The 22,037-nt window shown below is 70.7% G+C and carries 27 protein-coding genes; 9 read left to right on the top strand and 18 right to left on the bottom strand.

The features are described 5' to 3' along the window. Positions 1–79: 79 nt before the first annotated feature. The gene (locus OG871_RS18110) at positions 80–838 is read left to right on the top strand and encodes a phosphoglyceromutase (protein WP_371497862.1); all 759 of its coding nucleotides are present in this window, start codon (positions 80–82) and stop codon (positions 836–838) included. An 81-nt stretch (positions 839–919) separates the two neighbouring features. Here the strand turns inward: OG871_RS18110 and OG871_RS18105 are convergent, their stop codons facing one another. From OG871_RS18105 to OG871_RS18045, 13 genes are all read right to left on the bottom strand, one after another. Then, positions 920–2,158: a tyrosine-type recombinase/integrase gene (locus OG871_RS18105; RefSeq protein WP_371497860.1), complete on the bottom strand. Its 1,239-nt coding sequence runs from the start codon at positions 2,156–2,158 to the stop codon at positions 920–922. A gap of 76 nt (positions 2,159–2,234) precedes the next feature. Then, complete coding sequence (locus OG871_RS18100) at positions 2,235–2,480, bottom strand: helix-turn-helix domain-containing protein (protein WP_371497859.1); 246 nt, start codon at positions 2,478–2,480, stop codon at positions 2,235–2,237. Positions 2,481–2,933: 453 nt separating this feature from the next. Next, positions 2,934–4,409 carry an ATP-binding protein gene (locus tag OG871_RS18095; protein WP_371497858.1) on the bottom strand — a complete coding sequence of 492 codons (1,476 nt, stop codon included), beginning with the start codon at positions 4,407–4,409 and terminating at the stop codon, positions 2,934–2,936. Between the two features lie 2 nt (positions 4,410–4,411). After that, the gene (locus tag OG871_RS18090) at positions 4,412–5,266 is read right to left on the bottom strand and encodes a DNA primase (RefSeq protein ID WP_371497857.1); all 855 of its coding nucleotides are present in this window, start codon (positions 5,264–5,266) and stop codon (positions 4,412–4,414) included. Positions 5,267–5,366: 100 nt separating this feature from the next. Then, complete coding sequence (locus OG871_RS18085; protein WP_371497856.1) at positions 5,367–5,654, bottom strand: hypothetical protein; 288 nt, start codon at positions 5,652–5,654, stop codon at positions 5,367–5,369. After that, the gene (locus tag OG871_RS18080) at positions 5,651–5,860 is read right to left on the bottom strand and encodes a hypothetical protein (protein WP_371497855.1); all 210 of its coding nucleotides are present in this window, start codon (positions 5,858–5,860) and stop codon (positions 5,651–5,653) included. The genes OG871_RS18085 and OG871_RS18080 overlap by 4 nt, the downstream gene beginning before the upstream one ends. Beyond that, positions 5,857–6,048 (bottom strand): hypothetical protein, encoded by a 192-nt coding sequence (locus OG871_RS18075; RefSeq protein ID WP_371497854.1) that lies wholly within the window; start codon positions 6,046–6,048, stop codon positions 5,857–5,859. The genes OG871_RS18080 and OG871_RS18075 overlap by 4 nt, the downstream gene beginning before the upstream one ends. 45 nt (positions 6,049–6,093) lie before the next feature. After that, on the bottom strand, positions 6,094–6,345 hold the full coding sequence (locus tag OG871_RS18070; RefSeq protein ID WP_371497852.1) for a hypothetical protein: 252 nt from the start codon (positions 6,343–6,345) through the stop codon (positions 6,094–6,096). Positions 6,346–6,485: 140 nt separating this feature from the next. Next, on the bottom strand, positions 6,486–8,708 hold the full coding sequence (locus OG871_RS18065; protein ID WP_371497851.1) for a cell division protein FtsK: 2,223 nt from the start codon (positions 8,706–8,708) through the stop codon (positions 6,486–6,488). Positions 8,709–8,819: 111 nt separating this feature from the next. Continuing rightward, the gene (locus tag OG871_RS18060; protein WP_371497850.1) at positions 8,820–9,215 is read right to left on the bottom strand and encodes a hypothetical protein; all 396 of its coding nucleotides are present in this window, start codon (positions 9,213–9,215) and stop codon (positions 8,820–8,822) included. 28 nt (positions 9,216–9,243) lie between these two features. Further along, complete coding sequence (locus tag OG871_RS18055; RefSeq protein WP_371497849.1) at positions 9,244–9,612, bottom strand: RRQRL motif-containing zinc-binding protein; 369 nt, start codon at positions 9,610–9,612, stop codon at positions 9,244–9,246. Then, complete coding sequence (locus OG871_RS18050; RefSeq protein ID WP_371497848.1) at positions 9,609–10,541, bottom strand: DUF2637 domain-containing protein; 933 nt, start codon at positions 10,539–10,541, stop codon at positions 9,609–9,611. Before OG871_RS18050 ends, OG871_RS18055 begins: the two co-directional genes overlap by 4 nt. Next, positions 10,538–10,816 carry a hypothetical protein gene (locus tag OG871_RS18045; protein WP_371497847.1) on the bottom strand — a complete coding sequence of 93 codons (279 nt, stop codon included), beginning with the start codon at positions 10,814–10,816 and terminating at the stop codon, positions 10,538–10,540. Before OG871_RS18045 ends, OG871_RS18050 begins: the two co-directional genes overlap by 4 nt. Positions 10,817–11,211: 395 nt before the next feature. On the opposite strand from OG871_RS18045, the gene OG871_RS18040 reads away from it, so the two are divergent. Beyond that, complete coding sequence (locus OG871_RS18040) at positions 11,212–12,060, top strand: GntR family transcriptional regulator (protein WP_371497846.1); 849 nt, start codon at positions 11,212–11,214, stop codon at positions 12,058–12,060. Further along, positions 12,057–12,743, top strand: a complete 687-nt coding sequence (locus OG871_RS18035; protein ID WP_371497845.1) for an HAD family hydrolase — start codon at positions 12,057–12,059, stop codon at positions 12,741–12,743. The genes OG871_RS18040 and OG871_RS18035 overlap by 4 nt, the downstream gene beginning before the upstream one ends. Before the next feature lie 59 nt (positions 12,744–12,802). On the opposite strand, the gene OG871_RS18030 is transcribed toward OG871_RS18035, so the two are convergent. The 4 genes from OG871_RS18030 to phoU form a co-directional block, all read right to left on the bottom strand. Then, positions 12,803–13,066 (bottom strand): hypothetical protein, encoded by a 264-nt coding sequence (locus tag OG871_RS18030; protein WP_371497844.1) that lies wholly within the window; start codon positions 13,064–13,066, stop codon positions 12,803–12,805. 31 nt (positions 13,067–13,097) lie between these two features. After that, positions 13,098–14,411: a S8 family serine peptidase gene (locus tag OG871_RS18025; RefSeq protein ID WP_371497843.1), complete on the bottom strand. Its 1,314-nt coding sequence runs from the start codon at positions 14,409–14,411 to the stop codon at positions 13,098–13,100. Positions 14,412–15,066: 655 nt separating this feature from the next. Further along, positions 15,067–15,243 (bottom strand): hypothetical protein, encoded by a 177-nt coding sequence (locus OG871_RS18020; protein WP_371497841.1) that lies wholly within the window; start codon positions 15,241–15,243, stop codon positions 15,067–15,069. Positions 15,244–15,378: 135 nt separating this feature from the next. Next, positions 15,379–16,062, bottom strand: coding sequence for a phosphate signaling complex protein PhoU (gene phoU, locus OG871_RS18015; protein ID WP_371497840.1), 684 nt, complete (start codon positions 16,060–16,062; stop codon positions 15,379–15,381). Between the two features lie 311 nt (positions 16,063–16,373). On the opposite strand from phoU, the gene OG871_RS18010 reads away from it, so the two are divergent. Both OG871_RS18010 and OG871_RS18005 read left to right on the top strand, forming a co-directional pair. Continuing rightward, positions 16,374–17,654, top strand: coding sequence for a sensor histidine kinase (locus OG871_RS18010; protein WP_371497839.1), 1,281 nt, complete (start codon positions 16,374–16,376; stop codon positions 17,652–17,654). Then, entirely contained in the window at positions 17,651–18,346 is a 696-nt protein-coding gene (locus OG871_RS18005) for a response regulator transcription factor (protein WP_033825386.1), read from the top strand. The genes OG871_RS18010 and OG871_RS18005 overlap by 4 nt, the downstream gene beginning before the upstream one ends. Positions 18,347–18,425: 79 nt before the next feature. Here OG871_RS18005 and OG871_RS18000 read toward each other — a convergent pair whose 3' ends face one another. Further along, positions 18,426–19,139, bottom strand: a complete 714-nt coding sequence (locus OG871_RS18000; protein WP_371497838.1) for a DUF461 domain-containing protein — start codon at positions 19,137–19,139, stop codon at positions 18,426–18,428. 461 nt (positions 19,140–19,600) lie between these two features. Here OG871_RS18000 and OG871_RS17995 point away from each other — a divergent pair, with 461 nt between their 5' ends. The 4 genes from OG871_RS17995 to OG871_RS17980 all read left to right on the top strand — a co-directional run bounded on the left by OG871_RS17995 (position 19,601) and on the right by OG871_RS17980 (position 22,036). Continuing rightward, entirely contained in the window at positions 19,601–20,083 is a 483-nt protein-coding gene (locus tag OG871_RS17995; RefSeq protein ID WP_014136563.1) for a CarD family transcriptional regulator, read from the top strand. 188 nt (positions 20,084–20,271) lie between these two features. Continuing rightward, positions 20,272–21,054, top strand: coding sequence for a 2-C-methyl-D-erythritol 4-phosphate cytidylyltransferase (gene ispD / locus OG871_RS17990; protein WP_371503348.1), 783 nt, complete (start codon positions 20,272–20,274; stop codon positions 21,052–21,054). Next, the gene (gene ispF / locus OG871_RS17985) at positions 21,044–21,544 is read left to right on the top strand and encodes a 2-C-methyl-D-erythritol 2,4-cyclodiphosphate synthase (protein ID WP_371497837.1); all 501 of its coding nucleotides are present in this window, start codon (positions 21,044–21,046) and stop codon (positions 21,542–21,544) included. Before ispD ends, ispF begins: the two co-directional genes overlap by 11 nt. 99 nt (positions 21,545–21,643) lie before the next feature. Next, positions 21,644–22,036, top strand: coding sequence for a PPOX class F420-dependent oxidoreductase (locus OG871_RS17980; RefSeq protein WP_371497836.1), 393 nt, complete (start codon positions 21,644–21,646; stop codon positions 22,034–22,036). Position 22,037: the final 1 nt, after the last annotated feature.

Raw genomic sequence — 22,037 nt, 5'->3', positions numbered from 1 at the left:
GGCTCTAGTGCAAAGCGCACATTACCCAGCGGCCCTCCGGCCCGACCAGCCGTTTTCGGCCTCCACTAAGCTGTGGGCCATGGCTGACACGACCTACCGACTGATCCTGCTCCGCCACGGCGAGAGCCAGTGGAACCAGAAGAACCTCTTCACCGGCTGGGTCGACGTCGACCTCAACGAGAAGGGTGAGAAGGAGGCCGCGCGCGGCGGCGAGCTGCTCACCGCCGAGGGATACTTCCCCGACGTGGTGCACACGTCCCTGCTCCGGCGCGCCATCCGCACCTCGCAGATCGCCCTGGACAAGGCCGACCGGCACTGGATCCCGGTCCGTCGCAGCTGGCGCCTCAACGAGCGCCACTACGGCGCGCTGCAGGGCAAGGACAAGGCCCAGACCCTGGCCGAGTTCGGCGAGGAGCAGTTCCAGCTCTGGCGCCGCTCGTACGACACCCCGCCGCCCGTGCTCGCCGACGACAACGAGTACTCGCAGGCCGGCGACGCCCGCTACGCCGACATCCCGAGCGAGCTGCGCCCGCGCACCGAGTGCCTCAAGGACGTCGTCGACCGGATGCTGCCCTACTGGTACGACGCGATCGTGCCGGACCTGGCCGCCGGCAAGACCGTGCTGGTCACCGCGCACGGCAACAGCCTGCGCGCGCTGGTCAAGCACCTGGACGGCATCTCGGACGAGGCCATCGCCGGTCTCAACATCCCGACCGGCATCCCGCTCGCCTACGAGCTGGACGCCGACTTCAAGCCGGTCACCCCCGGTGGCCGCTACCTCGACCCGGAGGCCGCCGCCGCCGCCATTGAGGCGGTCAAGAACCAGGGCAAGAAGTAGTAGGTTTTGTGATCATGCCCCCGACCTGCGCATACGGCGCGGGGCGGGGGCATTTTCATGACCTGGGCCCTGTGTGGGACCTTAACGCGGCGGGTCCTGCGGCGGCCGGAGTGCTTGCCCGAGAGCTTGCCGGGCCCGGTCGCGGCTGCTCGGCATGAGGTGCGCGTACACCTTCAGCGTTAGTCCCGGGTCGGAGTGCCCGAGGTACTCGCTGACTGCCTTGATGCTCTCTCCTGCGTCCAACAGAATCGACGCGTAGAAGTGCCTCAGGGCGTGCATGCCGTGCTCCCGCGCGGCGGTGTGCTCCCGGCTCCTGGCTTTCGGGATGACGCCCACGGACGCCAGCGCGGGCTTCCAGTGGTCCTCATTCAGCGAGGTACGCCAGACATGGCCACCGTTGGGCCCAGTGAAGATCAGGCGCTTGGTCACGGGCCGGCCGTTCGCCCGCATCCACGGCAGCGTGATCTCAATGGGCGGGAACCGCTTGATGTGCTCCTTGAGCGCTTCCGCCACAGGATCGGGCAGCGGTACGTCGCGGAGCTTGCCGCCCTTCGGGGGCGCGAAGACGGGCTTGCTCAGGCTGAGCTTGAGCTGCTGCACCACGTGCAGGGTCCCGCTGTCGAAGTCCAGCTCATCCACGGACAGCCCGAGGATCTCCCCTTGTCGCAGGCCGCAGCCGGCGCCCATGTCGACCATGGGTCGGAAGCGTTCGACCATGGCAGCCCGCATGGCGAAGACTCGGTCCGGCTGCCAGGGAACGACACGGCGAAGGCCCATCTCGGGGAGCGTCACCGTGCGCGAGGTGCACGGGTTCCGTCGAAGGTAGCCGTCCTCGACAGCCGCAGAAAGGACAGCGCGGACGTTGGAGAAGATCACACGGGCGTACGCGCCGGACATGCCGGACGCTTCGAGCTGCGTGACGAACTCTCGGATGTGGCTGGGCTGAAAGGACCCCAGGGGCCGTGACCCGATGCGCGGGAAGGCGTGCAGCTTGAGCTGAGACTGCATCGAGGCTCGGGTATTCGGGTCTCCGCTCTGGCTCGCGAGCCAGCCCTCCGCGAACTCCTGAAACGAGGTCCGGGACGCGTTCGGGTCGATGTAATCGCCTCGGGCCACGTCTGCCGTGACCTTGATCAGCCACTGCTCGGCGAGTCGCTTCTGTCCGTCGGGGAAGGACTTGCCCTTGCGCTTGCCGTCAGGGGCGATGTAGCGGGCCCGGTAGCGGAGCCCGGTCCCGTAGCGCTCCGTCTTGACTCGCACGGTCTTGCCGTTGGCGTCGGTGTCGGTCTTGTACCAGCGGTCTTGGATGCTGCCGGCCATCGGAGGTGGAGTCCTTTCTCAGCATGGATCAGGGGTGGCCGGTAAGCGGCCACCCCTGGCGGTGTGAGGAGCTTGGTCAGGCCGCGACGCGGTCGACGTTCTTGCGCTGGGTGACGTAGGCCCCTACTTCGGCGGGGTCGTAGCGCACGTGCTTGCCGACGCGGAAGCCGGGAGGGCCCGTGCGCTTCCTGCGCCACTGGTAGACGGTTTCGCGCGGGACACCGAAGATCTCGGCGATGTCGTCGGGAGTGAGGTACCGGTCAGGCAAGTCACTGCGGAGGGCAGCGCGAGCGTCGGACTGAGCAGGACGGGGTCGGCTCATAGGGGCCTCGGTGTTGAGTCGTGTTGTGTCCGGGGGCTTCTCGGGGTGCGTAGGTGTCCGAGGCGCGGATTTCTGCGTCATCGCGTCATCAGCGTCAATCGGGCCTCTGACCTGCGAATTTGGGCGCCTCGGCGGTTGGGGCGTGCGTCATGGGTGTGTCACGGGCCGTGCCACACCCCCATGACGCGGATGACGCGGGATGACGCAGCGTCCGGCGTCTGCGTCACGGCCGTCGGCGCAGGCCAGGGGCCGTTGCTCGGCCCGCGTGACGCGAGTGACGCAGCGTCTTCCTACTTAGGACAAAGGAAGGGTGTCTGTTGCAGTTGGGGTCGCCTTACAGCGAAAGAGGGAGCCGCTGCGCGGCACGACCCTTGGGCGGCTTCGCCGAACAGCAAGAGGAGCACCCGTGCGCGGGCGCCGGTGCTCCTCTTGCTGTTCGAACGGCGGTGCGGGTCAGAACAGCGGGGCCCGCTCCGGCGGGGGCGCGGGGGCGGGGCGGGTCATTTCGAGGTAGCGGCCCTGACTGGTGCGGCCGGTGTCGATGAGCAGGCCACGGGCGGCGAGGGTGGGTTGGAGGCGCTTGAGCCGGTCGGAGAGGACTTTCCCGGTGGTCGGCCAGCCCTTGGGCACGGACCGCAGTTCATCGCCGCTGTAGAGGCGGCTGAGGCAGTGCAGCCACTCGGTGGAGGTCATGCGCTGCGCCGTGCCCGGCTCGATGGTGTCGGCGTGCCGGAGGACGGTCTGCGCAAGGAGGTCGCCCTCGATCACGTCGTCGTTCAGGTCGTCCAGGCTGGCCCGGTACGCGGCGAGCGCCCCGAGACCGGTCGCCGCATCCAGCTGCGCGCACAGGTGCGCGAAGTCCGCCATCCGCAGATCAGTCGGGGTCTCCACCTCCACAGCCCGGACCTTGACCGTCAGATCGAGCAGCGACCCCAGCACGGCCGGCAGAGCCTCCGCGTACTCCGCCCACAACTGCGCCTCGGTGACCCGGACGCCGGGCCGCTCCAGCCGCAGCGGCAGAAGCCGCTCCGCCAGGTCCGGCCGGATGACGCCCACGTCGATGCCGGTCAGGAGCAGGGGCCGGCGGTAGCCGACGCGGAACACGTCCCCGTCGGTGAACAGGGCGCGCTTGACGCTCTCGGCTCCGGTCACGATGCAGCACATCGCGTCGGACAGGTCCGGGGTCATGTGGGAGAGGTTGTCCAGGGCCGTGACCCATCCGGCCGCCACCGCCGCGATCAGGTTCTCCTCGTCCTTCGGCGCCCGGCGCAGGTCACCGCTCATACCCTCGATGACCCTCACCAGCATCCGGCCCCCGCTGGACTTGCCCGCACCCTGCGGACCGGTGAGAAACGGCGCCGGCACCGGCACGGACGGCCCCAGGCAACCGATCAGCCACGCGATCGCCAGGCACTCGGTCGCCGCGGTGGCGAAGTTGCACAGCCCGAACAGCAGGTCGATGCCCTTGCCATCGGTGTCCTTGACGGGCAGGGGCAGTTCGCCGGTGAGCTGGGTGCGCCGCCAGCACACCTCACGCGGGTCCGGGACGGCGACGTCCCAGCCGGAGGGGTGGATGCGGACGGACTGCCCGTCGGCGCGGCCCAGGTCGAGCCACGTCGCCCCGTCGAACCCGGGGGCCACCCGGATGTGGACCGGCTGCACCTCCTCAGACAGGGCCAGCGCCTCGATCAGGTCCAGCGCCTCCTTCAACGCGGTGCCGTTGAACACGCCGATCCCGTCCTTGAACAGGCCGACCATGAGTTCCTGGCGGTGGCTGCCCGTCGTGCCCTGGGAGCGGATCGGACGGGCCACCGGGTGGCCGTTCTTCTGCGCGTACACGGTCCCGTCGGCGGTACGGAAGTACCGGAAGTGCGCTTGCGCGTAGTCCGCGATGACCTCGCGCGCCGGGGTCTTCTCGTCCTCAGCCACGGCTACAGCCCCAACCGGGTCAGGGCGTTGCTCCACGCGTCGGCACAGTGCCGCAGCGATTCGCCCTTGACCTGCGCGGCGGTGAACAGCCGCGCGGTGTGCGCCTCGGTCAGGCACCCGCACCGGCCATGCGTGGACAGCACCGCCAGGAACGCCCCGAACACGGTCGCGTGCACCGCACTGGACGCCTGGGTGATGCGCTGCTCCGCCATGGCGATGCCACGCTCCAGGTAAGCCGGGCTGCGGTGCGGGCACCTCCCGCCCCGGGCCGGGGCGGGCACGGTGACGGCTGCTGGCCGGACCGGGGCAGGCTCCTTCACAACCAGGGCGCGGATCACGTCCGGCAGGGCGGTGAGGGGGCCGGTGCCGAGACCGAGCCACCGGGCGTAGGCCATCGTGGACTTGATGTCCACGCCGGGCCGCACCGCGTTGGCGGACTGCATGACGCCCTGGTAGAGCCAGTGCTCACCCCTGGCGGTGCGCACGATCCGGGTGGCGGGCAGGTCAGTGTGGGCCCACGCGATGGCGTCCGTGTTGTCGAGGTCCACGACGGTCAGGCCCGCGCCGCCGGGGTGGTAGGCCACCGCCGCCGCCTCACGCCATGCCCGCGCCCACGCCGGGGCGCTGATGACGTGGGGGTCGGTGGTGGCGGCGGCCCAGCCGTGGCAGGGCGCCGGGCAGGTGCAGGGGCCGGGGGTCTTCATGTTCGGTCGGCCGCCGCACGCGTTGTTCGCGCAGGCGGGGCAGTTGCCGAACGGCACCTTCCCGGCTCGCAACGGCAGCACGGGCACGCCGTGCGGTGCCAAAGAGAGAGCGGTGGGCAGGTGCTCTCCCCGAATGTCCATCGGTTGGGTCATGCTGGATGTCTCCAGTTCTCTATGACGGTGCTGGATTGGCGGCGGCCCCGGTTCTTGGCGGAAGGGGGCCGCCGTTGTCGTTGCGAGGTCTTCCGTCCGGTCAGGCGGTGCGGCGGATGGGGAAGTCGATGACGGTGGCGAGCCGGACCGGCGGGGTGGCCTGCGGTGCGGGTGCGGGTGCGGGTGCGGGCTCGCGGGCCGGGGGCGGGGTGGGTCCGTCCTGGTGATCGGTGAGGGCGGCGCGTTCGGCGGCGGAGTCGGCGAGCACGGCCCGCACGCGGGCGGAGTCGGCACGCTGGCCGCGCATGCTGATCGCGTAGGCGGTGGCGCCCGCCGCGCCCGGGCCGAAGATCAGGGCAGCGGCGATCAGGTCGGTGGTGGCGCTCACGGGGTTCCTCCGGTTCGGGCGGCAAAGGCGAGGGCGTCCAGGACAGTGGTTCCGAGGGCGGCCATCCGGTGTTCGATCGCCTGCCAGGAGGCGGCGTCGATGTGCATGAGGGCGGCGAGGGCGGCCGGGCCGTCGTGGTCGGCGGCGGCCGAGAATGCCTCGCGCAGGTGGACGGCGGCGAGCGGCCGGATGTCGGGGGTGGTCACTTGGTGCTGCCGATGGCGGTGATGGCGGCGGCGATCAGGTCGTTGACGGGCCCGGCGAGTCCGGTTGAGGCGAGGGTGAAGCCGAACAGGAACACGGCGAGGGCGGCGCCGACCCCGACGCGCTTGGCGTGGATGAGGGCGCCGGTGATGACGGCGAACAGGAAGGCGGTGGAGACGGAGACGATCACTGCGGTTCTCCTTCGGGGCGTCAGGCCTGGTGGTCGGGGGAGGGGTTAGCGGGTGCCGTTGCGGTAGGTGCGTTGCCAGGCGTTGAGCAGGCGCCGACCGGTGCGGATTCGCAGTCCGGTGGTCTTGCAGCGGCGGCAGGGCTTGCCGCGCTTGGGGCGGCCGTTGCGGTCGGTGGTGAGCTGGTGGCCGATGCCGTGGCAGGTCCGGCAGGTGGCGAACGGCTGGGCCGCACACACCACGACATAACCGAGAGTGACGGCTATGAGGCAGGCGAAAGCGAGCAGCGCGGGGGTCATGAGGGGTCCTCCGGGGCTGTTTTTGGGGTTTTCGCAGGTGGGGCGCTTACCGCTTGTGTGCTGGTGAGCGCCCGGTTGGGGTGCTAGCGGGGGTGCTTGCGCAAGCGGGGTGTGGGTGCTTGCGCAAGCACCTGTGCTGGCTAGCTGGCGGACCGCTTCCGGTTACGATCCGCGATGGCGGTGGTGAGGTCGTCGCGGTCGAATCCGCGTCGGTTGACGACCTTGCCGTCGATGCGGCGGGAGATCTGGCCGGGTTCGATGCCGAGCGGCTTGAGGGCGGAGGTGAGCTGTTCGGGGGCCCATCCGCCGTAGGTGTCGGGCCGCAGGGCGGCGAGGGCGGTGGTGAGGGTTTCGGACCAGACGCGCGGTTCCTTGGGCGGCCAGATGGCGGAGAGGTCGTCCAGCAGCGTGGAGTTGGGCTCGGAGGTCTGCGGGCTCTGGCCGGTGGCGTGGCCGGTGAGGGTGCCGGCCGCCGTGCGCATGGCGTGCGCGCGGCGGGCGATCTTCTCGGTGGCGTCGGCGTCGAGGTAGGCGGTGCGCACCGCGGTCGCGGTGGAGGTGGCGCCGACCAGGTAGCCGAGTCCGGCGTCGGTCTCGGGGCGGAAGGTGGTGGCGCGGACGCCGTTCTTGTACGCGGAGGTGCCGAGGATCATGTCGTTCTCGATCTGACCGGCGACGCGCAGGCAGAACCGGATGGAGACGTTGCCGGAGATCCCGGTGGGCAGGGAGTCCTTGTCGGGGCGCTGGGTGGCGAGCAGCAGGATGACGCCGAACGCGCGGCCGATCTTGATGATGAACTCGGCGTCCTCACCGGCCTGCTTGCCGACGGCGGGGTCGGCGAACAGGTTCTGGCATTCGTCGATGATGCAGGCCAGGGGGTGCAGGCCGATGCCCATGTCGGCGATCTGCCGGGTGACGCGCTTGTCGGGGCACAGGTCGCGCGGGAGCTTCTTGAGCGCGCCGGTGCGGCGCATCACCTCCTTGCGCAGCAGCTTCAGTGACTCGGCGGCGTATTCGATGGACTCGGCGTCGATGCCGGAGACGAACCGGTGGGACACGGCCTCGAACGGGTCGAGGTCGCCGGATCCCTTCAGTTCGTGGGTCCACATCTCGGCGCTCGGGTCGAGCGCCACGCCGCTCGCCAGGACGCGGACGGCGCTGGTCTTGCCCTGGCCGGGCTGGGAGCCGAACAGGACGTTGTGCTGGACGAGCGGGACGTTGATCCAGCGGCCGCGCGGGTCGCGGCCGAACGGGATCGGGTTGAACAGGTCGTGGCGGCCGTCCTTGGCGAGCGGCCACACCACGTTGCCGGTCTTGGACAGGTCCTTGTCGCCGACCCACAGGACAAGGCGTCCCTCGTGCTCGTCGGCGTTGCCCTCCGGCCACACGGTGCCCAGCGGGCGCCGCAGGCCGGACGCGAGACGCTTGCGGCGCTCCATGATGTCCCCGGCCGTGACGCCGTGCGGCAGGTCGACATCCGCGCGCCACCCGGGCCCGTCCCGGGTGATCGGGGCGGGGAACGCGATGGCGCCCTTGCCCATCCCCGCGATGCCGAGCGACATCAGCGCGCGTTCCACGATGTCGCTGGTCAGACGGGGGGTCTTGTTCTTCACCACGGACCGGGAGATCAGCGGTTCGTCGGCCGGCGCCCCCAGCTTGCCGAACGCGGCGACGGCGGCGGCCAGCAGCGCCAGATGCGTCCAGCCCGGCGACATCACCCACAGCACCGACAGCGCCACGGCGCCGATGGCCCCGGCGACGGCGGCGATCAGCCCCCGCAGGCGGACCTTCGCGTCACGCTGCCGGGTGAGCTTCAGGTACAGCTCGGCGTCCTCACGTCGCACCGCGACCCCGCGCATTGGGGCGCCCTGCGCGTCCGACACCCACCGGCTCGCGCGGCCGACGGTGCGGGCGAGGCCGCGCGGCGCGCGCAGCGCCAGCTTGGCCCCGTACCAGGGCAGCCGGATGGCGTGGAACGCGGTGACGTACGCGGCCTGACCTGCGGCCCAGCGAGCCGCGGCTTTGAACTGGGCAGCGTTGGAGGCCCACTTGGGCAGCAGTGGCTCACGCCGCCGCTCGACCGGCACCTTCGACAGGCTCAGGGCGGGGTCGTCCACGTAGACGGACGGCCCGTCCTCGTCGTCGTGGTCGTCGTCGGTGGGCACCAGCTCCACCTGCTCGCCGCCGTCGCTGGGCGGGTCGGTGGGCTTGGGCTGGTGGGGCAGGTAACCGGGGCGAAGCGCCCGGACGTTGGCCAGGTCCGCGACGTCGCCGCCCTGGCTGTCGTTGTCGAGGTCGGCTTCCAGGGCGGCGAACAGGTCCTCGTTGCCGTCCGGGTCGGGGATGTTGGGTCCGTGGTTCACTGGGCGTCCTTCCGCACATCTCAGGTGGGTGGAGAGCCCGGGACGGCCGACATGCCGGCAAGCTGAGCGGCCGTCCCGGGATTGGTGCCAGTGGCGCTGTTCTTCTAGTGGTCAGGTGGTCAGGGCTGCTTCGAGGGCCTTGGCGGCCTCGGCGGGCGTGATGGGCGCGTCCAGGTGGCCGCCGTACAGGGCGCTGGTCCGGCGGATGACGTCGGCGGTGGTGGCGGCCGGGCGGTCGCCGTTCCACGGGCCGTAGGTGATCAGGTCGCTCGCGGCGTGGCGGGCCATCCGGTGACGGCTGGCGGCCCGCCAGGCGGCGCGCCGTGCCGCGTTGCGCTCGGTGCGGCGCTTGTTCGCCTCCCACCGGCCCTGCTGGGTGAGGAACTCGGCGTGGAGCGGGTCGCCGGTCGGGCACAGGCGGTCGTCCTGGCAGGGCGCGCAAGCGCCCGTGTGCTCGGCAGCCTTCTGGAACGCGGCCATGTAGGTGATGAACTGCTGGTCACTCACGGGGTCTCCCTCGGTGGTCGCGGGCGGTTCAGGCGGAGGCGATGACGGCGGCGGCGGTCTCGAAGGCGCATGGGATGCAGGTGCCGTAGCGGGCCGGGAGGACGTACCCGGCGTCGCGCCTGCAGTCGGGGCACATCCGCCGGGCGCGGTTCGCGGCGGCGAGGGCGGCGGCCTTGGCGGGGGTCATCGGGCGGACCGGGGCGGCGAGGTCGATTCGGTACAGGAACGCCAGCGCGTGGCCGCCGAAGCGGGAGCGCCATTGGAGCTGGGCGGCGACCGGCTGACCGCCCGGCCGCAGGCCCCGCTTGCGGAGCTGGCGGAGGGTCGCGTAACCGTCCGGGGCTTGGCGCCACTTGTAGGTCGGGATCGTCCCCGTGCTGCTGGCGGCGGCGGTCACGATGCCTGCTCGCCGTCGGTCTCGGTGCCGTCGACGTCCTCGGCCGGCGCCGTGGTCTCGGGGTCGGGGACGGCGTGCAGGTCCGGCCGGGCGTCCAGTTCGGCGCGTTCGGCCTTGAGAGCGTCGCGCAGCTTCCGGGCCTTGGCGGACGACGTGCGGACCGTTTCCCGGATCCGGTCGGCCACCAGCTCATCGTCCGGCCACCCGGCCGTGACGGTGCGGGCCTCGGTCATCAGCTCGGTCGCCGTCCGACTCGGCCTGGCCGCACGGGCCGACGGCGGCACGCTGCCGGTGGCCCGACGTGGCCGACTCGCCACCGCAGCGACGGCCTTGACCGGCCGGACCGGCTCCGCCACGGGCGCGGGGATGGTCGGCTCGGCGGCGGCGGCGGCGGCGGCGGGGGCCGGGGCGGGCGACTCGTAGACCGACCCGAGCGGGTCCGGGTCGGCAGGTTCGGGCAGGTCAGACACCGACCGATTTACGGCGATCTGGGTGTTTTCTGTCGTTTCGGGCTTGTGATGCAGCACCTTGGCCACCAGGTCCGACCCGAAGGCGATCGAGCCGACCGGCAGCGACGAGGCGAGCAGGACCAGGGCCCAGTGGGCGGGTGCCCAGTCGGCCAGCTTGGCCCGGCCGCCGCCGTGCAGGTCGGGCGCGAGACCGTGCACGTAGTTGAGGACCAGCGAGGCGACCGTGTAGCCGACCAGTACCCGCAGCGCGAACGTGCGGTCGGCCCCGGTGAGGATCAGCACGGCGATCAGGGCCAGCGCCATGAGGCCGTCGATCACCAGCGGGTAGACCGTGGCGGCGGTCGGGTCGGCGCCGATCGCGGTCGCCACGTCCCGCAGCGCGTTCCAGGAGACCCGGAACGCCAGAGCGACAACCGCCAGCAGCGCGGCGACCATCCAGAACTTCGCGGCTCGGCTCACGCCGCCACCCCCAGGACCCCACCGGGGCGGGCGGCGCGGCGGGTGTTGTGGAGCGGCACCGGGGCGGTGTTCATCAGGCGCTCGGCGTAGGCGGCCAGCTCCGGGTCCTCCCGGCGCAGGTCCGCCAGCACCGCCACCGCCACGTCCAAGCGGGCCTGGCGCTCGATCGCCGACTCACCGGGCACACCGGCGAACAGCTCCGAGTCCACGCCCAACGCCAGCTCCGCGAACTCCTCCGAGTTCACGGCATGCTGGCCTGCAACAATCGACTTCACGGGACTACCTCTTCCACACGGGGCGGTGGGCCCGAGGGCCGCCGCGCACTCCTTGGCCGGAGCGCGGCGGCCCGTTTTCATGGGCCCAGACCACTCGTCACGCACGAGTAGCCATGGATCCCGACCCGCCCAACACCGGCGCGGGTCGGTCACCAAAGTGACTCGTTCGTTGATCAGCACACTGTTGAATTCTCAAGGGACGGGCGCTTCCTTCGGGGGGCTTTCACCCCACCCCTCCGGGCGCATTTACGCAGGTCAGAGCAGCCTCAAGAAGGCCCCTCTTTGCCGCTCCCGCATCTCTCGGTCGCGACACACTCAACATAGACAACCTGCCTAGGCAGGTCAAGAGGGTTGGGTTTCTCGCGTGTGTTGGGCATCTGCCTTAGCATGGGTGCATGAGCCTCGACCCGGATGACTCCCGCCCGCCGTATCAGCAGGTCAGCAGCTCTTTGCGGGCCTCGATCCTCACGAAGAAGCCCGGCTTCGAAACCGGCGACAAGCTCCCGTCCGGCCCTGAACTTGCCAAGCACTTCGGCGTGGCACGCGGCACGATCGACAAGGCCCTCGACCTACTCCGGACCGAGGGGCTGATCGTGACCCGACAGGGCAGCGGGTCCTTCGTGCGGGAGCGCACGTCGCGCCCGGTCGGCCTTCGCCCTCACCTCGAAGCAGCCTTCGAGCAGCAGCAGGTGACCCTCGACTTCGCAGGCTTCTCCAGCGAGACGCTCCACAACGCCATGCAGGAACCGCTCGACAAGGTGCGCTCCGGGCGGCTGGCCCCGGAGTCCATCACTGTGCGGCTCCTCCTGCCGGACACGTCCGAGTCCATGGCCGTGCCCGTCCTGGTGGATGGCCTCAAGGACGAAGCCGCGCTCCGGGACCGCGCGCGCAACATCGCGCTGACCAACGCTGGCGGCATCGCCCACTCGGTCGAGATGCTGGCGGAGCTTGGTCTCGTCCAGTCGGCCACGGTTCAGGTGAAGGTGCACCGGGCGTCCAGCCTGTTCAAGCTGTACATCCTGAACCGCTCAGAGGCGTTCTTCGGCTTCTACCCGCTCCGGGAGCGAACGGTGGCCATCGACGGCAACGACTACACGTTCTACGACGTCACCGGCAAGGACACCACGCTCTTCCACCACGCATCCGGCCCGGACGATGCCTCGCTCGGATCGCAGTACGTGCAGCAGGCACAGATGTGGTTCGACAGCGTATGGTCCACGATCGCGTACGAGCGCCAGCCGTGACCGCCGTTCCCCCGTCGCTCGCCGACGTGCTTCGACCCGTGAAACACGTGCTACTCGACTTCGACGGCCCGGTCTGCTCGGTCTTCGCCGGGCTGCCCGCGCCGGAAGTCGCGAGACGCCTTCGTCTGGGCCTGTTCGCCTGCGACGAGCAGGCCCCAGCCGGGGGCGAGACAGAGGCTGACCCGCTCGCCCTGCTTCGCCTGATCGCAGATGCCCGCCCGGACCTGACAGCGGTGGCGGACAGCGTGCTTACGTTTCTTGAGACCGAGGCTGTCCGGGTCGGCCACCCGACCCCAGGCGGCGAATCGGTTCTGCGGGCCTGCGCCAGCTCCGTCCGCGCGGTCTCGGTAGTCAGCAACAACTCGGGCGCGGCGATCGAGGCGTACCTCACCGATCACGGGCTCAACAACTACGTAGCCGGCGTCTTCGGCCGGGCGCCGGGCGATCCGTGGTCCATGAAGCCGAACCCGCGTCTTCTCCTGGAGGCGATGGACGCGGCCGGCAGCAAGCCGGAAGAGTGCATCTTCATCGGCGATGCCGCCAGGGACGTTGAGGCCGGAGACGCGGCGGGAGTGGCCACCATCGGGTACGCCAACAAGCCGGGGAAGGATGCGAAGCTTGCAGCGGCCGGCGCGGTCGCGATTGTGCACTCAATGCAACTGATCGCTGACGCCCTAACCTGAGAAGCCGATGGCTCCCTTCAGGAGGAGCCATCGGCCAAGGTCACCGCCCCGCCAGCGAGCTACTGAAGCGTCGACTCCGGATCGGGCAACTGGAAGCCGCCCTCACGCTCCACGCCCTCCACCCCACTCACGGCTTCCAGCGTCGGGATCAAGTCCTCTGGCGCGGAGCCAGCGACAGCTTCGATGCCTCGCAGGACGGAGTCCACGGTCATACCGGCGCGACGGAGAGCCTCCACCGTCTCGTCGAGCCGACCGGCATCCACCACGACGATGATAGGAACGCGGTTTCTCGCGTTCTGTGCTGGATCCTTGACAGATCTCATCCTGCGCTCCTATCTACGGCGCCCCAGATTCTCATCCCAACGGCACCTGCGCCAGTCCAGCGCCCGCATCAGCGCTGGAAAGGGGCAGCACCCTCGCGTTGGCCCTCAACGCGCTCTTGATCTCTGCGACGGTGGCTTCCGGCCGCTGCTCCCACATTAGGGCCGCTACTCCAGCAACGTGCGGTGTCGCCATGCTTGTTCCATCGAGTCTCTTGTAGCCACCATCCCGCCACGCTGAGTAAACATTCACACCTGGCCCCACCAGGCTGACCTCACCCCCGTTGGGGTGCTGACCTCCGCACGAGAAATCGGCGATACCCAGGTACGGGTCCACGGCTCCCACTGCAACGATCGTGGGGCAGTTCGCTGGGCTGCTGACCGGAGCGGTGTACCCGGGCCGGGTGCTGTAGTTCCCAGCGGCGGCAACGATGAGCGTGCCCTTCTGCATGGCGCGCTGGGCGGCTCGCTCGTAGTGCGGCGAGTACCCCTGGCCGGGAGGAATCGCCCGCGTGAGCGACAGTGAGATAACCCGTACGTCCTTCTCGTTCATGGCCCACTCAATGCCGAAAAGGATCTCCGTATCGGTACCGCGGCCTCGATTGTTCAGCACCTTGCCCGCATATAGGTCGACCCCGGGCGCCACTCCGTACCGATAGGCGTTTGCGCCAGCACTCCCGCCGCAAACCGTTCCGCAGCAGTGGGTGCCGTGTCCGTGCCCGTCTTCGACCTCCTCGCCTGGTACGAAGGACCGTGTCGACCGAACCCGGCCCGAAAGGTCCGCATGGTTCGCTGCCACCCCCGTATCCAGAACCGCGATGCCTACACCGTGCCCTAGCTGCGTGGCCTCGGATGCCAGTACCGCACGAACACCCCAGGTCGATGCTGGTCCATCTTGAATCTGAACCACGTGAGCTGCGGACTCATGGGTAAGGGCCTCCTCGTCAATCGTCAGGCCGATGCCAGCCGCCATGCCGTCGCGGTACCCCCGCAGATAGTCCGTGGTTACCGTGCATGCGTACACCGCGCGCTCCGGTTCAATGGCCAGCCCACTGGTCGACGCAACGGTGCTCTCCAGCGCCACCTGTTGTTCCGGGTCGACGGTGATCACAGCCACGCCCAGATCGTCGAACACTAATGAGCCCTGGTGAGCCAGGACACCCGTGTCACCCGCGTCACCGCCGGTTACGTGTTCCACACCAGCCACGCCCGCTCCTTCTTCGAGCGCTCGCAGGCCTGCTGCCATCTCCTCTTGCTCCAACAGCACGAGGAACCTACCGGTGCGCTCGTCCCGCGGGGTTCTCTCGACCGGCCTCTCAGTCGCCGGCACCTCATATCCATTAGCCATGATCGGGCGCTCCTCTCGCAGCCATAAGCGCCACACCATCGAAGGCCCGCTGGAAGAGCCCCAGCTTGAGACGCACGTGAGAGGCTCCACCGCGTGGTTCCCAAATCAACCGTAGGCACGAACCAGTCCGGTCGCACGCCCGCATGCGGAGCCCGTGCCGTGGTCTCATCCATCACCGTTCAGCCAGGTGCGCCAAGGATCCGCAGGCCCTTCTCATCTGCGGCCGGAACGTCCGCGACCGTTGCTGAACGGTGGATCTCAGACCTCGAAAGCGAGTGTGGCGTAACCCGTTACCCAGGGTTTCAGCTGCCACTTCGGAACGACCCCGTCGAGGGACGCGGCCCTTCTTGCGCCACGGCGAGCGAAGGAGAGGCTGCTCCTCTTGTCTTGAGTGAAGTCCGGGGGCGACGTCGCCGGGCCCTCTCTGGGCCCTCCGAGGGCGACAAGCAACGGCCAACAACGACCGCTGATGACCGCCCGACCGCAGGTCAGCGGGAGTCTGTGTCCCTCTGACCTGGTCAAAAAAACGGGCCCTCCAGACCCAGGGCAAGAAGTAGGGCGAGAAGTAGGCGAAGAAACGATCAGGCCCCTCACCGGCGCGTATCCCGCCGGTGGGGGGCTTCGTCGTGCGCGGGCCGCCACAGGCCCGGCGGGCTCAGTGGCCGCAGCAGCCGCCGCTGACGCCGCCGCACTGGCAGGGGGCGCCGGACTGGCAGCCGCAGCCGCAGCCCGGGCCGCAGCCACAGCCGGCCGCGAGGACGGGCAGCAGGCCGGCGACGGGCGGCTCGGTGATGCTCTTGGGCGGGGTGGTCGGGGTGGCGGTTGCCTTCATGACGCTGGTGCCCTCCTCGTCAGGGCACGTGGCACGTGCCTGCCCTTCGAGTGAACCCGGGCCGTGACGGGGCGTCAACGGGCGCATGGAAGTGGGGGCACACCCATCATGTGCGCCCCCACGTCGGCCCGGTGGTCAGTCGACCTCGGCGGCCGCCTCGGTCGCCGCGACGAACTCGGTGACGTGCTCACCGGTCACCAGGAACACCACGCGCTTGGCCACCGACACCGCGTGGTCGGCGAACCGCTCGTAGTACCGGCCGACCAGGGTGACGTCGACGGCCGTCTCGATGCCGTGCTGCCAGCGGTCGTCCAGCAGGTGCGAGAAGAGCTCGCGGTGCAGCGCGTCGATGGCGTCGTCGTCCCGCTCCAGCTCCAGCGCCTTGTCGACGTCCTTGGTGGCGATGACCTGGCCGGCCTTGGCGACCAGGCGCTGGGCCAGCTGACCCATCTCCAGCACGATCGGGTGCAGGTCGGCGGGCACCGCGGTCTCGGGGTAGCGCAGCCGGGCCACCTTGGCGACGTGACGGGCGAGGTCGCCGCAGCGCTCCAGGTCGGCGCTCATCCGCAGCGAGGTGACCACGATCCGCAGATCGGTGGCGACGGGCTGCTGGCGGGCCAGCAGGTCGATCGCCCGGTTCTCCAGCTCGTGGTGCAGGTCGTTGACCTTGTCGTCGGCGGTGATCACACTCTCCGCCAGGGCCAGGTCCGCGTCGAGCAGCGCCGTGGTGGCCCGGCCCATGGCCGAGCCGACCAGCCGGGCCATCTCGACCAGGCCGTCGCTGATCGAGTCGAGTTCCTCGTGGTACGCGTCGCGCATGCTCTCTCCTCCTGGACGCCGACGCGGGGGTCGATCGGTCCATCAGTAGCTGTGTCGGTGGCGGTGCCGACCGGACGTTCCGGATCGCTCGTACCCTCGGACGGCCCGGAACGGCCGCTGCTGGTGGCGCGAATGGTAGCCGCGTCACCGCCCACACGGGCTTGCATCACCCAGACTGAGCCGTTCGGGCGACCACCCACGGCCGGTCCGGTGAATCGGCGGCAGCTTGAAGGTGAATTCTCGGCAACGTGAGGCCGATGCCTTGATCGCACCCGTACGGGACCCGGTCGGCATGCGCTTACGCTGGCCGTATGGACGTGAATGTGGCCGCCGCCGCAGCCTGCGCCATAGCCGGGCTCGGCGTCGGCCTCACGGCCGCCATCGCCTTCCGTTGGAGTGAGCGCGAGCAGGCGAAGGGCAGTAGGGGCGGCAGGACCAACAGCAGGACGGGCACCGCCGGGCCGCCGGTCCAGGAACCCGCACTACCGCCGGGCGTGGACACCGTGCTCTCGGTGCTCCGCTCGTGCGCGATCGTGCTCGGCGAGGGCGACGAGGTGGTCAAGGCCAGCTCCGCCGCCTATGCGATGGGACTGGTCCGAGGCGGCGCGATGGCCGTCGACCAGATGCTCTCGCTGGCCCGCGCCACCCGCCGGGACGGTGAGATCCGCCAGGTGGAACTGGAGGTGCCCCGCCCCGGCGCGGCCCGAGCGGCCGAGGCGCTGGCGGTCTCCGTCCGGGTCGCCCCGCTCGGCTCCCGGCTGGTCCTCGTGCTGGTCGAGGACCTCACCGAGCGCCGCCGGATCGAGGCGATCCGGCGGGACTTCGTCGCCAACGTCTCGCACGAGCTGAAGACCCCGGTGGGCGCGCTCTCGCTGCTCTCCGAGGCCGTCGCGGACGCCTCCGACGACCCGGAGGCCGTCCAGCGGTTCGCCGGCCGGATGCAGATCGAGGCGACCCGGCTGGCCAGCCTGGTCCAGGAGATCATCGACCTCTCCCGGGTCCAGGACGACCGGCTGCTGCCCGACCCCGAGCCGGTGCCGGTGGACGAGCTGATCGCCGAGGCGATCGACCGCTGCCGGCAGCCCGCCGCCGCCAAGCAGATCCTGATCGCGGCCGGCGGCATCGGCGACCTCTACCTGGACGGCAACCGCGGCCAGCTGGCCGCGGCCCTCGGCAACCTGGTCGAGAACGCCGTCAACTACAGCCCGCCGCGCACCCGCGTCGCCATCGCCACCCGCCGGATCTCCAGCGCCGCCGCGCTGGGCGAGGCGGACGGCGAGCTGATCGAGATCTCGGTGACCGACCAGGGCATCGGCATCTCGGAGAAGGACCGCGAGCGGATCTTCGAACGCTTCTACCGGGTCGACCCCGCCCGCTCCCGGGCCACCGGGGGAACCGGTCTAGGCCTCTCGATCGTCAAGCACGTGGCCGCCTCGCACCGCGGCACCGTGTCGGTCTGGAGCGTCGAGGGCCAGGGTTCGACCTTCACCCTGCGGCTCCCGGCCGGCCAGGCCCCGGACCGCCCGTCATCCATCACCCGTTCCGACGCGACCGCGTCGAACCCCCTTCCTGCCCCGGAGGCCCGATCGTGACCCGAGTACTGGTGGTCGAGGACGAGGAGTCGTTCAGCGACGCCCTCTCGTACATGCTCCGCAAAGAGGGCTTCGAGGTGGCCGTGGCCGCCACCGGCCCGGACGCGCTGGAGCAGTTCGAGCGCAACGGCGCCGACCTGGTGCTGCTCGACCTGATGCTCCCCGGCCTGCCCGGCACCGAGGTCTGCCGTCAGCTGCGGGTGCGCTCCAACGTCCCGGTGATCATGGTCACCGCCAAGGACAGCGAGATCGACAAGGTGGTCGGCCTGGAGATAGGGGCCGACGACTACGTGACCAAGCCGTACTCCACCCGCGAGCTGGTGGCCCGGATCCGGGCCGTGCTGCGCCGCCGCGGCGAGGACGGCAACGGAGACGGCGGCGGCGCCACACCCGGCGCGCTGGAGGCCGGCCCGGTCCGGATGGACGTCGACCGGCACGTGGTGACGGTGGACGGCGCCAAGGTCGACCTCCCGCTCAAGGAGTTCGACCTGCTGGAGATGCTGCTCCGCAACGCCGGCCGGGTGCTCACCCGGATGCAGCTGATCGACCGGGTCTGGGGCGCCGACTACGTCGGTGACACCAAGACCCTCGACGTCCACGTGAAGCGCCTGCGGGCGAAGATCGAGCCCGACCCGGGCGCGCCGCGCTACCTGGTCACCGTCCGCGGCCTGGGCTACAAGTTCGAGCCGTAGCCGAGCCGGCGGCCGCCCCGGCCGCACGCACACCGAGAGGGCCCCCGCTCAGCGGGGGCCCTCTCGGGCGTCACACGGGTCAGTGACCGGCGGCGGGGCTGCTCGACGCGGTGCCGGTCGGCGTGCCGGTCGCGGTCGCGGCGCCGGAGGCGGGCGCGGAGGCCGAGCCCGACGGCGGGACCGGAGCGGTCGCCGACGCGGAGGCCGTGGCGGACCCGCTGGCCGAGGGGGCCGGGGCGACCACCGGCGAGGCGGACGGCAGGACCTCGGCCTTGGGGCCGAAGCCCGCGTACAGGCCGACGGCCGGCTGGACGGCGGCCTCGGCGCCGACCTTCCCGGCCACCGCGAAGGTGAAGTTGGTGGTGGCGAACCCGCCGGTGCTCAGCTTGGCCGAGGCCACGCGGGCGTTGGGCTGCTCGGGGCCGCCGATCAGCACGGCGCCACCGGCCGGGATCACGATCTCGTTGACCGGGGCGCCCTTGGCGTCGGTGAAGGTGGCGGCGGCGTCGCCGACGGTGATCGACTTCAGCGACTCCGGCGCCTGGCCGGTGTTGCTGATGTTGACCGTGACGGTGGCGGGTACGGCGGCGGACTCGCCCGCGCCGGCCGCGGTGCGCGCCGGGGTCACCACCACGATGTTGTTCAGCCGCAGGTTGTCACCGAGCGAGGTCGCCGCGTTGTCCGGCTTGATCTCCAGGGTGTCCGGCGTGTTCCCGGCGGCACAGGCCGACAGCGGGACGATCGCGGCGAGGACGAGGGCGGCGATGGCGCCGCGTCGAAGGCTCCGGCTCACGGCGGCGACTTCTCCTTGGGTGAGATCACGGTGGATGTGGATCACGGATGTGGATCACGGTCTGTGGTCAGCGCTCAGACTACCCACCGCAGTTATCCGCTTCTCACGGGGTGGCCCCGTGTCGCGGGCCGGTCGCCGGGGAGCGCCGGTCCGGGCGGTTCGGACCGTGGTCGCAGGGCCGGTGTCCGCCACCGGCCGGGACGTGGCGCAGGTCACTGCCGGGGCGCGGCGCGAGTCGCGGCAAAAACTCAAGATCAAACCATGGTTTCGGGAGTGTTGCCAAGGGTTTCGTCGACCTCTCGGACCGCCTCCGACCTGCGGGAAGCTCTCCTCGAACACCGGTCGCAGCATGTGATGGGGGTGATTGTCAAGCCCCGAGACCCGCCCTGACCTGCGAAAACGCCCTTCGGGTCGGCAGAAAAGCGTGTTATTCTGGAAAGCCACGGAAGGGGTCCTGTCACATGACGTTCAAGGTTGGCGACACGGTGGTCTACCCCCATCACGGGGCTGCGCTGATCGAGGCCATCGAAACTCGCCAGATCAAAGGTGTGGACAAGACCTACCTGGTGCTGAAGGTGCAGCAGGGAGACCTGACACTGCGCGTGCCCGCCGAGAACGCAGAGTTCGTCGGTGTGCGTGACGTAGTCGGTCAGGAAGGTCTCGACCGGGTCTTCGAGGTGCTTCGTGCACCGTACACCGAGGAGCCCACGAACTGGTCCCGCCGCTACAAGGCGAACCTCGAGAAGCTCGCTTCGGGTGATGTCATCAAGGTCGCCGAGGTCGTGCGCGACCTGTGGCGCCGCGAGCGCGAGCGCGGCCTGTCGGCCGGCGAGAAGCGGATGCTCGCCAAGGCACGCCAGATCCTGGTCAGCGAGCTTGCGCTGGCCGAGAACACCAACGAGGACAAGGCGGAGACGCTGCTCGACGAGGTCCTCGCCTCGTAGTCACAGCCCTCTGCATGCCACGGCGCCCGATGCGGGTGCGCCACCCAGGACGCGCAGTCGTCCCCGGTGGTGCAACAGCACCTCGGGCGCTTCGGCATGTCCGAGGACGGCCGCCACTGCGGGTGGCCATCCACTAACGTGCAGCCGGAAGGGGGTCGTGCCGGGCGCCCGATGCGCACGGCAGGGCCATACCCACTGCGACTGAGGAGCGAAACCTGAACGCCACAGCACAACTCGCGGCGGCGGCGGTCGTCCCCGCCGCGGGCCGGGGGGAGAGGCTCGGCCCGGGGGCCCCGAAGGCCCTGCGGGAACTCGGCGGGGTGCCGCTGCTGGTCCACGCGGTACGGGCGCTGGCGCGCAGCCGGGCGGTCGGCCTGGTGGTGGTCGCCGCTCCGCCCGACGGCGTCGCCGAGGTGGCCGCGCTGCTGGACAGCCACGGTCTGGCCGGCAAGGACATCCGGGTGGTGGCCGGCGGCGCGACCCGGCAGGAGTCGGTCCGGCTCGGCCTGGCGGCCATCCCGGCCGAGGTCGGGATCGTGCTGGTGCACGACGCCGCCCGCCCGCTGGTACCCGTCGAGGTGGTGGACGCGGTGGCCGCGGCCGTCCGCGCCGGGGCCGGGGCGGTGGTGCCGGCCGTCCCGCTGGCCGACACCGTGAAGCGGGTGAGCCCGCAGCCCGACGGCGGGCCGGAGCCGGTACTGGAGACCCCGGACCGGGCCACCCTGCGCGCGGTGCAGACCCCACAGGGCTTCCTGCGCGCGACCCTGCACGAGGTGCACGAGAAGGCCCTCGCGGAGGAGGCCGAGGGCGGCCTGCCGCCGGTCACCGACGACGCCGGGCTCGTCGAGCGCTTCGGCGGCCGGGTGGTGGTGGTGCCCGGGCACGAGGAGGCCTTCAAGGTGACCCGTCCGCTGGACCTCGTGCTGGCCGAGGCCGTACTCGCCCGAAGGAGGGCCTCCGATGGCTTCTGAGCGGACCGCGCCCGTCATCCCGCTGGTCGGTATCGGCACCGACGTGCACGCCTTCGAGGCGGGCCGCCCGCTGCGGGTGGCCGGCCTGGAGTGGCCGGACTCCGAGTACGGCCTGGCCGGCCACTCGGACGCCGACGTCGCCGCGCACGCCGCCTGCGACGCGCTGTTCTCCGCGGCGGGCCTGGGGGACCTGGGCGCGCACTTCGGCACCGACCGGCCCGAGTGGGCGGGGGCGGCCGGGGTGACCCTGCTGGCCGAGGCCGCGCGGATCGTACGGGCGGCCGGCTTCGAGATCGGGAACGTGGCGATCCAGGTGGTCGGTGTCCGCCCGAAGATCGGCAAGCGGCGCGCGGAGGCGCAGGCCGTGCTCTCGGCCGCCGTCGGCGCGCCGGTGTCGGTCTCCGGCACCACCACCGACGGACTGGGTCTGACCGGCCGGGCCGAGGGCCTCGCGGCGCTGGCCACCGCCCTGGTGTACCGGCTGGGTTGACCCGATCCGGTCGTCGGCGAGTGTCCGGCGGACCGGCGGGGGGCGGGGTGGGTAGCTTGGCCCCGTACCAGTCCGTTCGTCCACTGAGAAGAGGTCCAGATGGGTGCCGTACTCCCCGACCGGCTGAAGGAACTGCTCGACGGCAAGACCTTCGCCGTGGTCGCCACCACCCAGCCCGACGGCAGCCCGCAGTCCTCGGTGGTCTGGGTCAAGCGGGACGGCGACGACGTCCTGTTCTCCACCGTCCAGGGCCGTCGCAAGCACCTCAACATGGCCAGGGACGCGCGGGTCAGCCTGGTGGTCAACCCGCCGGACCACCCGTACACCTACGCCGAGGTGCGCGGCGAGGTCCGGATGACGGCCGAGGGCGGCCGGGAGCTGATCGACGAGCTCTCCCGCAAGTACCGCGGCGAGGACTACGGGTTCGACGGCCCCGAGGACGTCCGGGTGGTCGTCCGGCTCGTCCCGAGGAAGGTCGTCGGCAACATCTGAC

Origin of the sequence: Kitasatospora sp. NBC_00374 (genome assembly GCF_041434935.1) — a bacterium.
GTDB lineage: Bacteria > Actinomycetota > Actinomycetes > Streptomycetales > Streptomycetaceae > Kitasatospora.
Note: the sequence above shows the minus strand (reverse complement) of the source record. Positions and strands in the feature narration are given on the sequence as shown.

Excerpts from the sequence above, each read along its gene's own strand:
- OG871_RS18100 (WP_371497859.1), bottom strand. The coding sequence starts at position 2,480 with ATGAGCCGACCCCGTCCTGCTCAGTCCGACGCTCGCGCTGCCCTCCGC.
- OG871_RS18020 (WP_371497841.1), bottom strand. The coding sequence starts at position 15,243 with ATGAAGGCAACCGCCACCCCGACCACCCCGCCCAAGAGCATCACCGAG.
- OG871_RS18090 (WP_371497857.1), bottom strand. The coding sequence starts at position 5,266 with ATGACCCAACCGATGGACATTCGGGGAGAGCACCTGCCCACCGCTCTC.
- OG871_RS18030 (WP_371497844.1), bottom strand. The coding sequence starts at position 13,066 with ATGAGATCTGTCAAGGATCCAGCACAGAACGCGAGAAACCGCGTTCCT.
- OG871_RS18110 (WP_371497862.1), top strand. The coding sequence starts at position 80 with ATGGCTGACACGACCTACCGACTGATCCTGCTCCGCCACGGCGAGAGC.
- OG871_RS18025 (WP_371497843.1), bottom strand. The coding sequence starts at position 14,411 with ATGGCTAATGGATATGAGGTGCCGGCGACTGAGAGGCCGGTCGAGAGA.
- OG871_RS18070 (WP_371497852.1), bottom strand. The coding sequence starts at position 6,345 with ATGACCCCCGCGCTGCTCGCTTTCGCCTGCCTCATAGCCGTCACTCTC.
- OG871_RS18040 (WP_371497846.1), top strand. The coding sequence starts at position 11,212 with ATGAGCCTCGACCCGGATGACTCCCGCCCGCCGTATCAGCAGGTCAGC.
- OG871_RS18010 (WP_371497839.1), top strand. The coding sequence starts at position 16,374 with ATGGACGTGAATGTGGCCGCCGCCGCAGCCTGCGCCATAGCCGGGCTC.
- ispF (WP_371497837.1), top strand. The coding sequence starts at position 21,044 with ATGGCTTCTGAGCGGACCGCGCCCGTCATCCCGCTGGTCGGTATCGGC.
- OG871_RS17995 (WP_014136563.1), top strand. The coding sequence starts at position 19,601 with ATGACGTTCAAGGTTGGCGACACGGTGGTCTACCCCCATCACGGGGCT.
- phoU (WP_371497840.1), bottom strand. The coding sequence starts at position 16,062 with ATGCGCGACGCGTACCACGAGGAACTCGACTCGATCAGCGACGGCCTG.
- OG871_RS18105 (WP_371497860.1), bottom strand. The coding sequence starts at position 2,158 with ATGGCCGGCAGCATCCAAGACCGCTGGTACAAGACCGACACCGACGCC.
- OG871_RS17980 (WP_371497836.1), top strand. The coding sequence starts at position 21,644 with ATGGGTGCCGTACTCCCCGACCGGCTGAAGGAACTGCTCGACGGCAAG.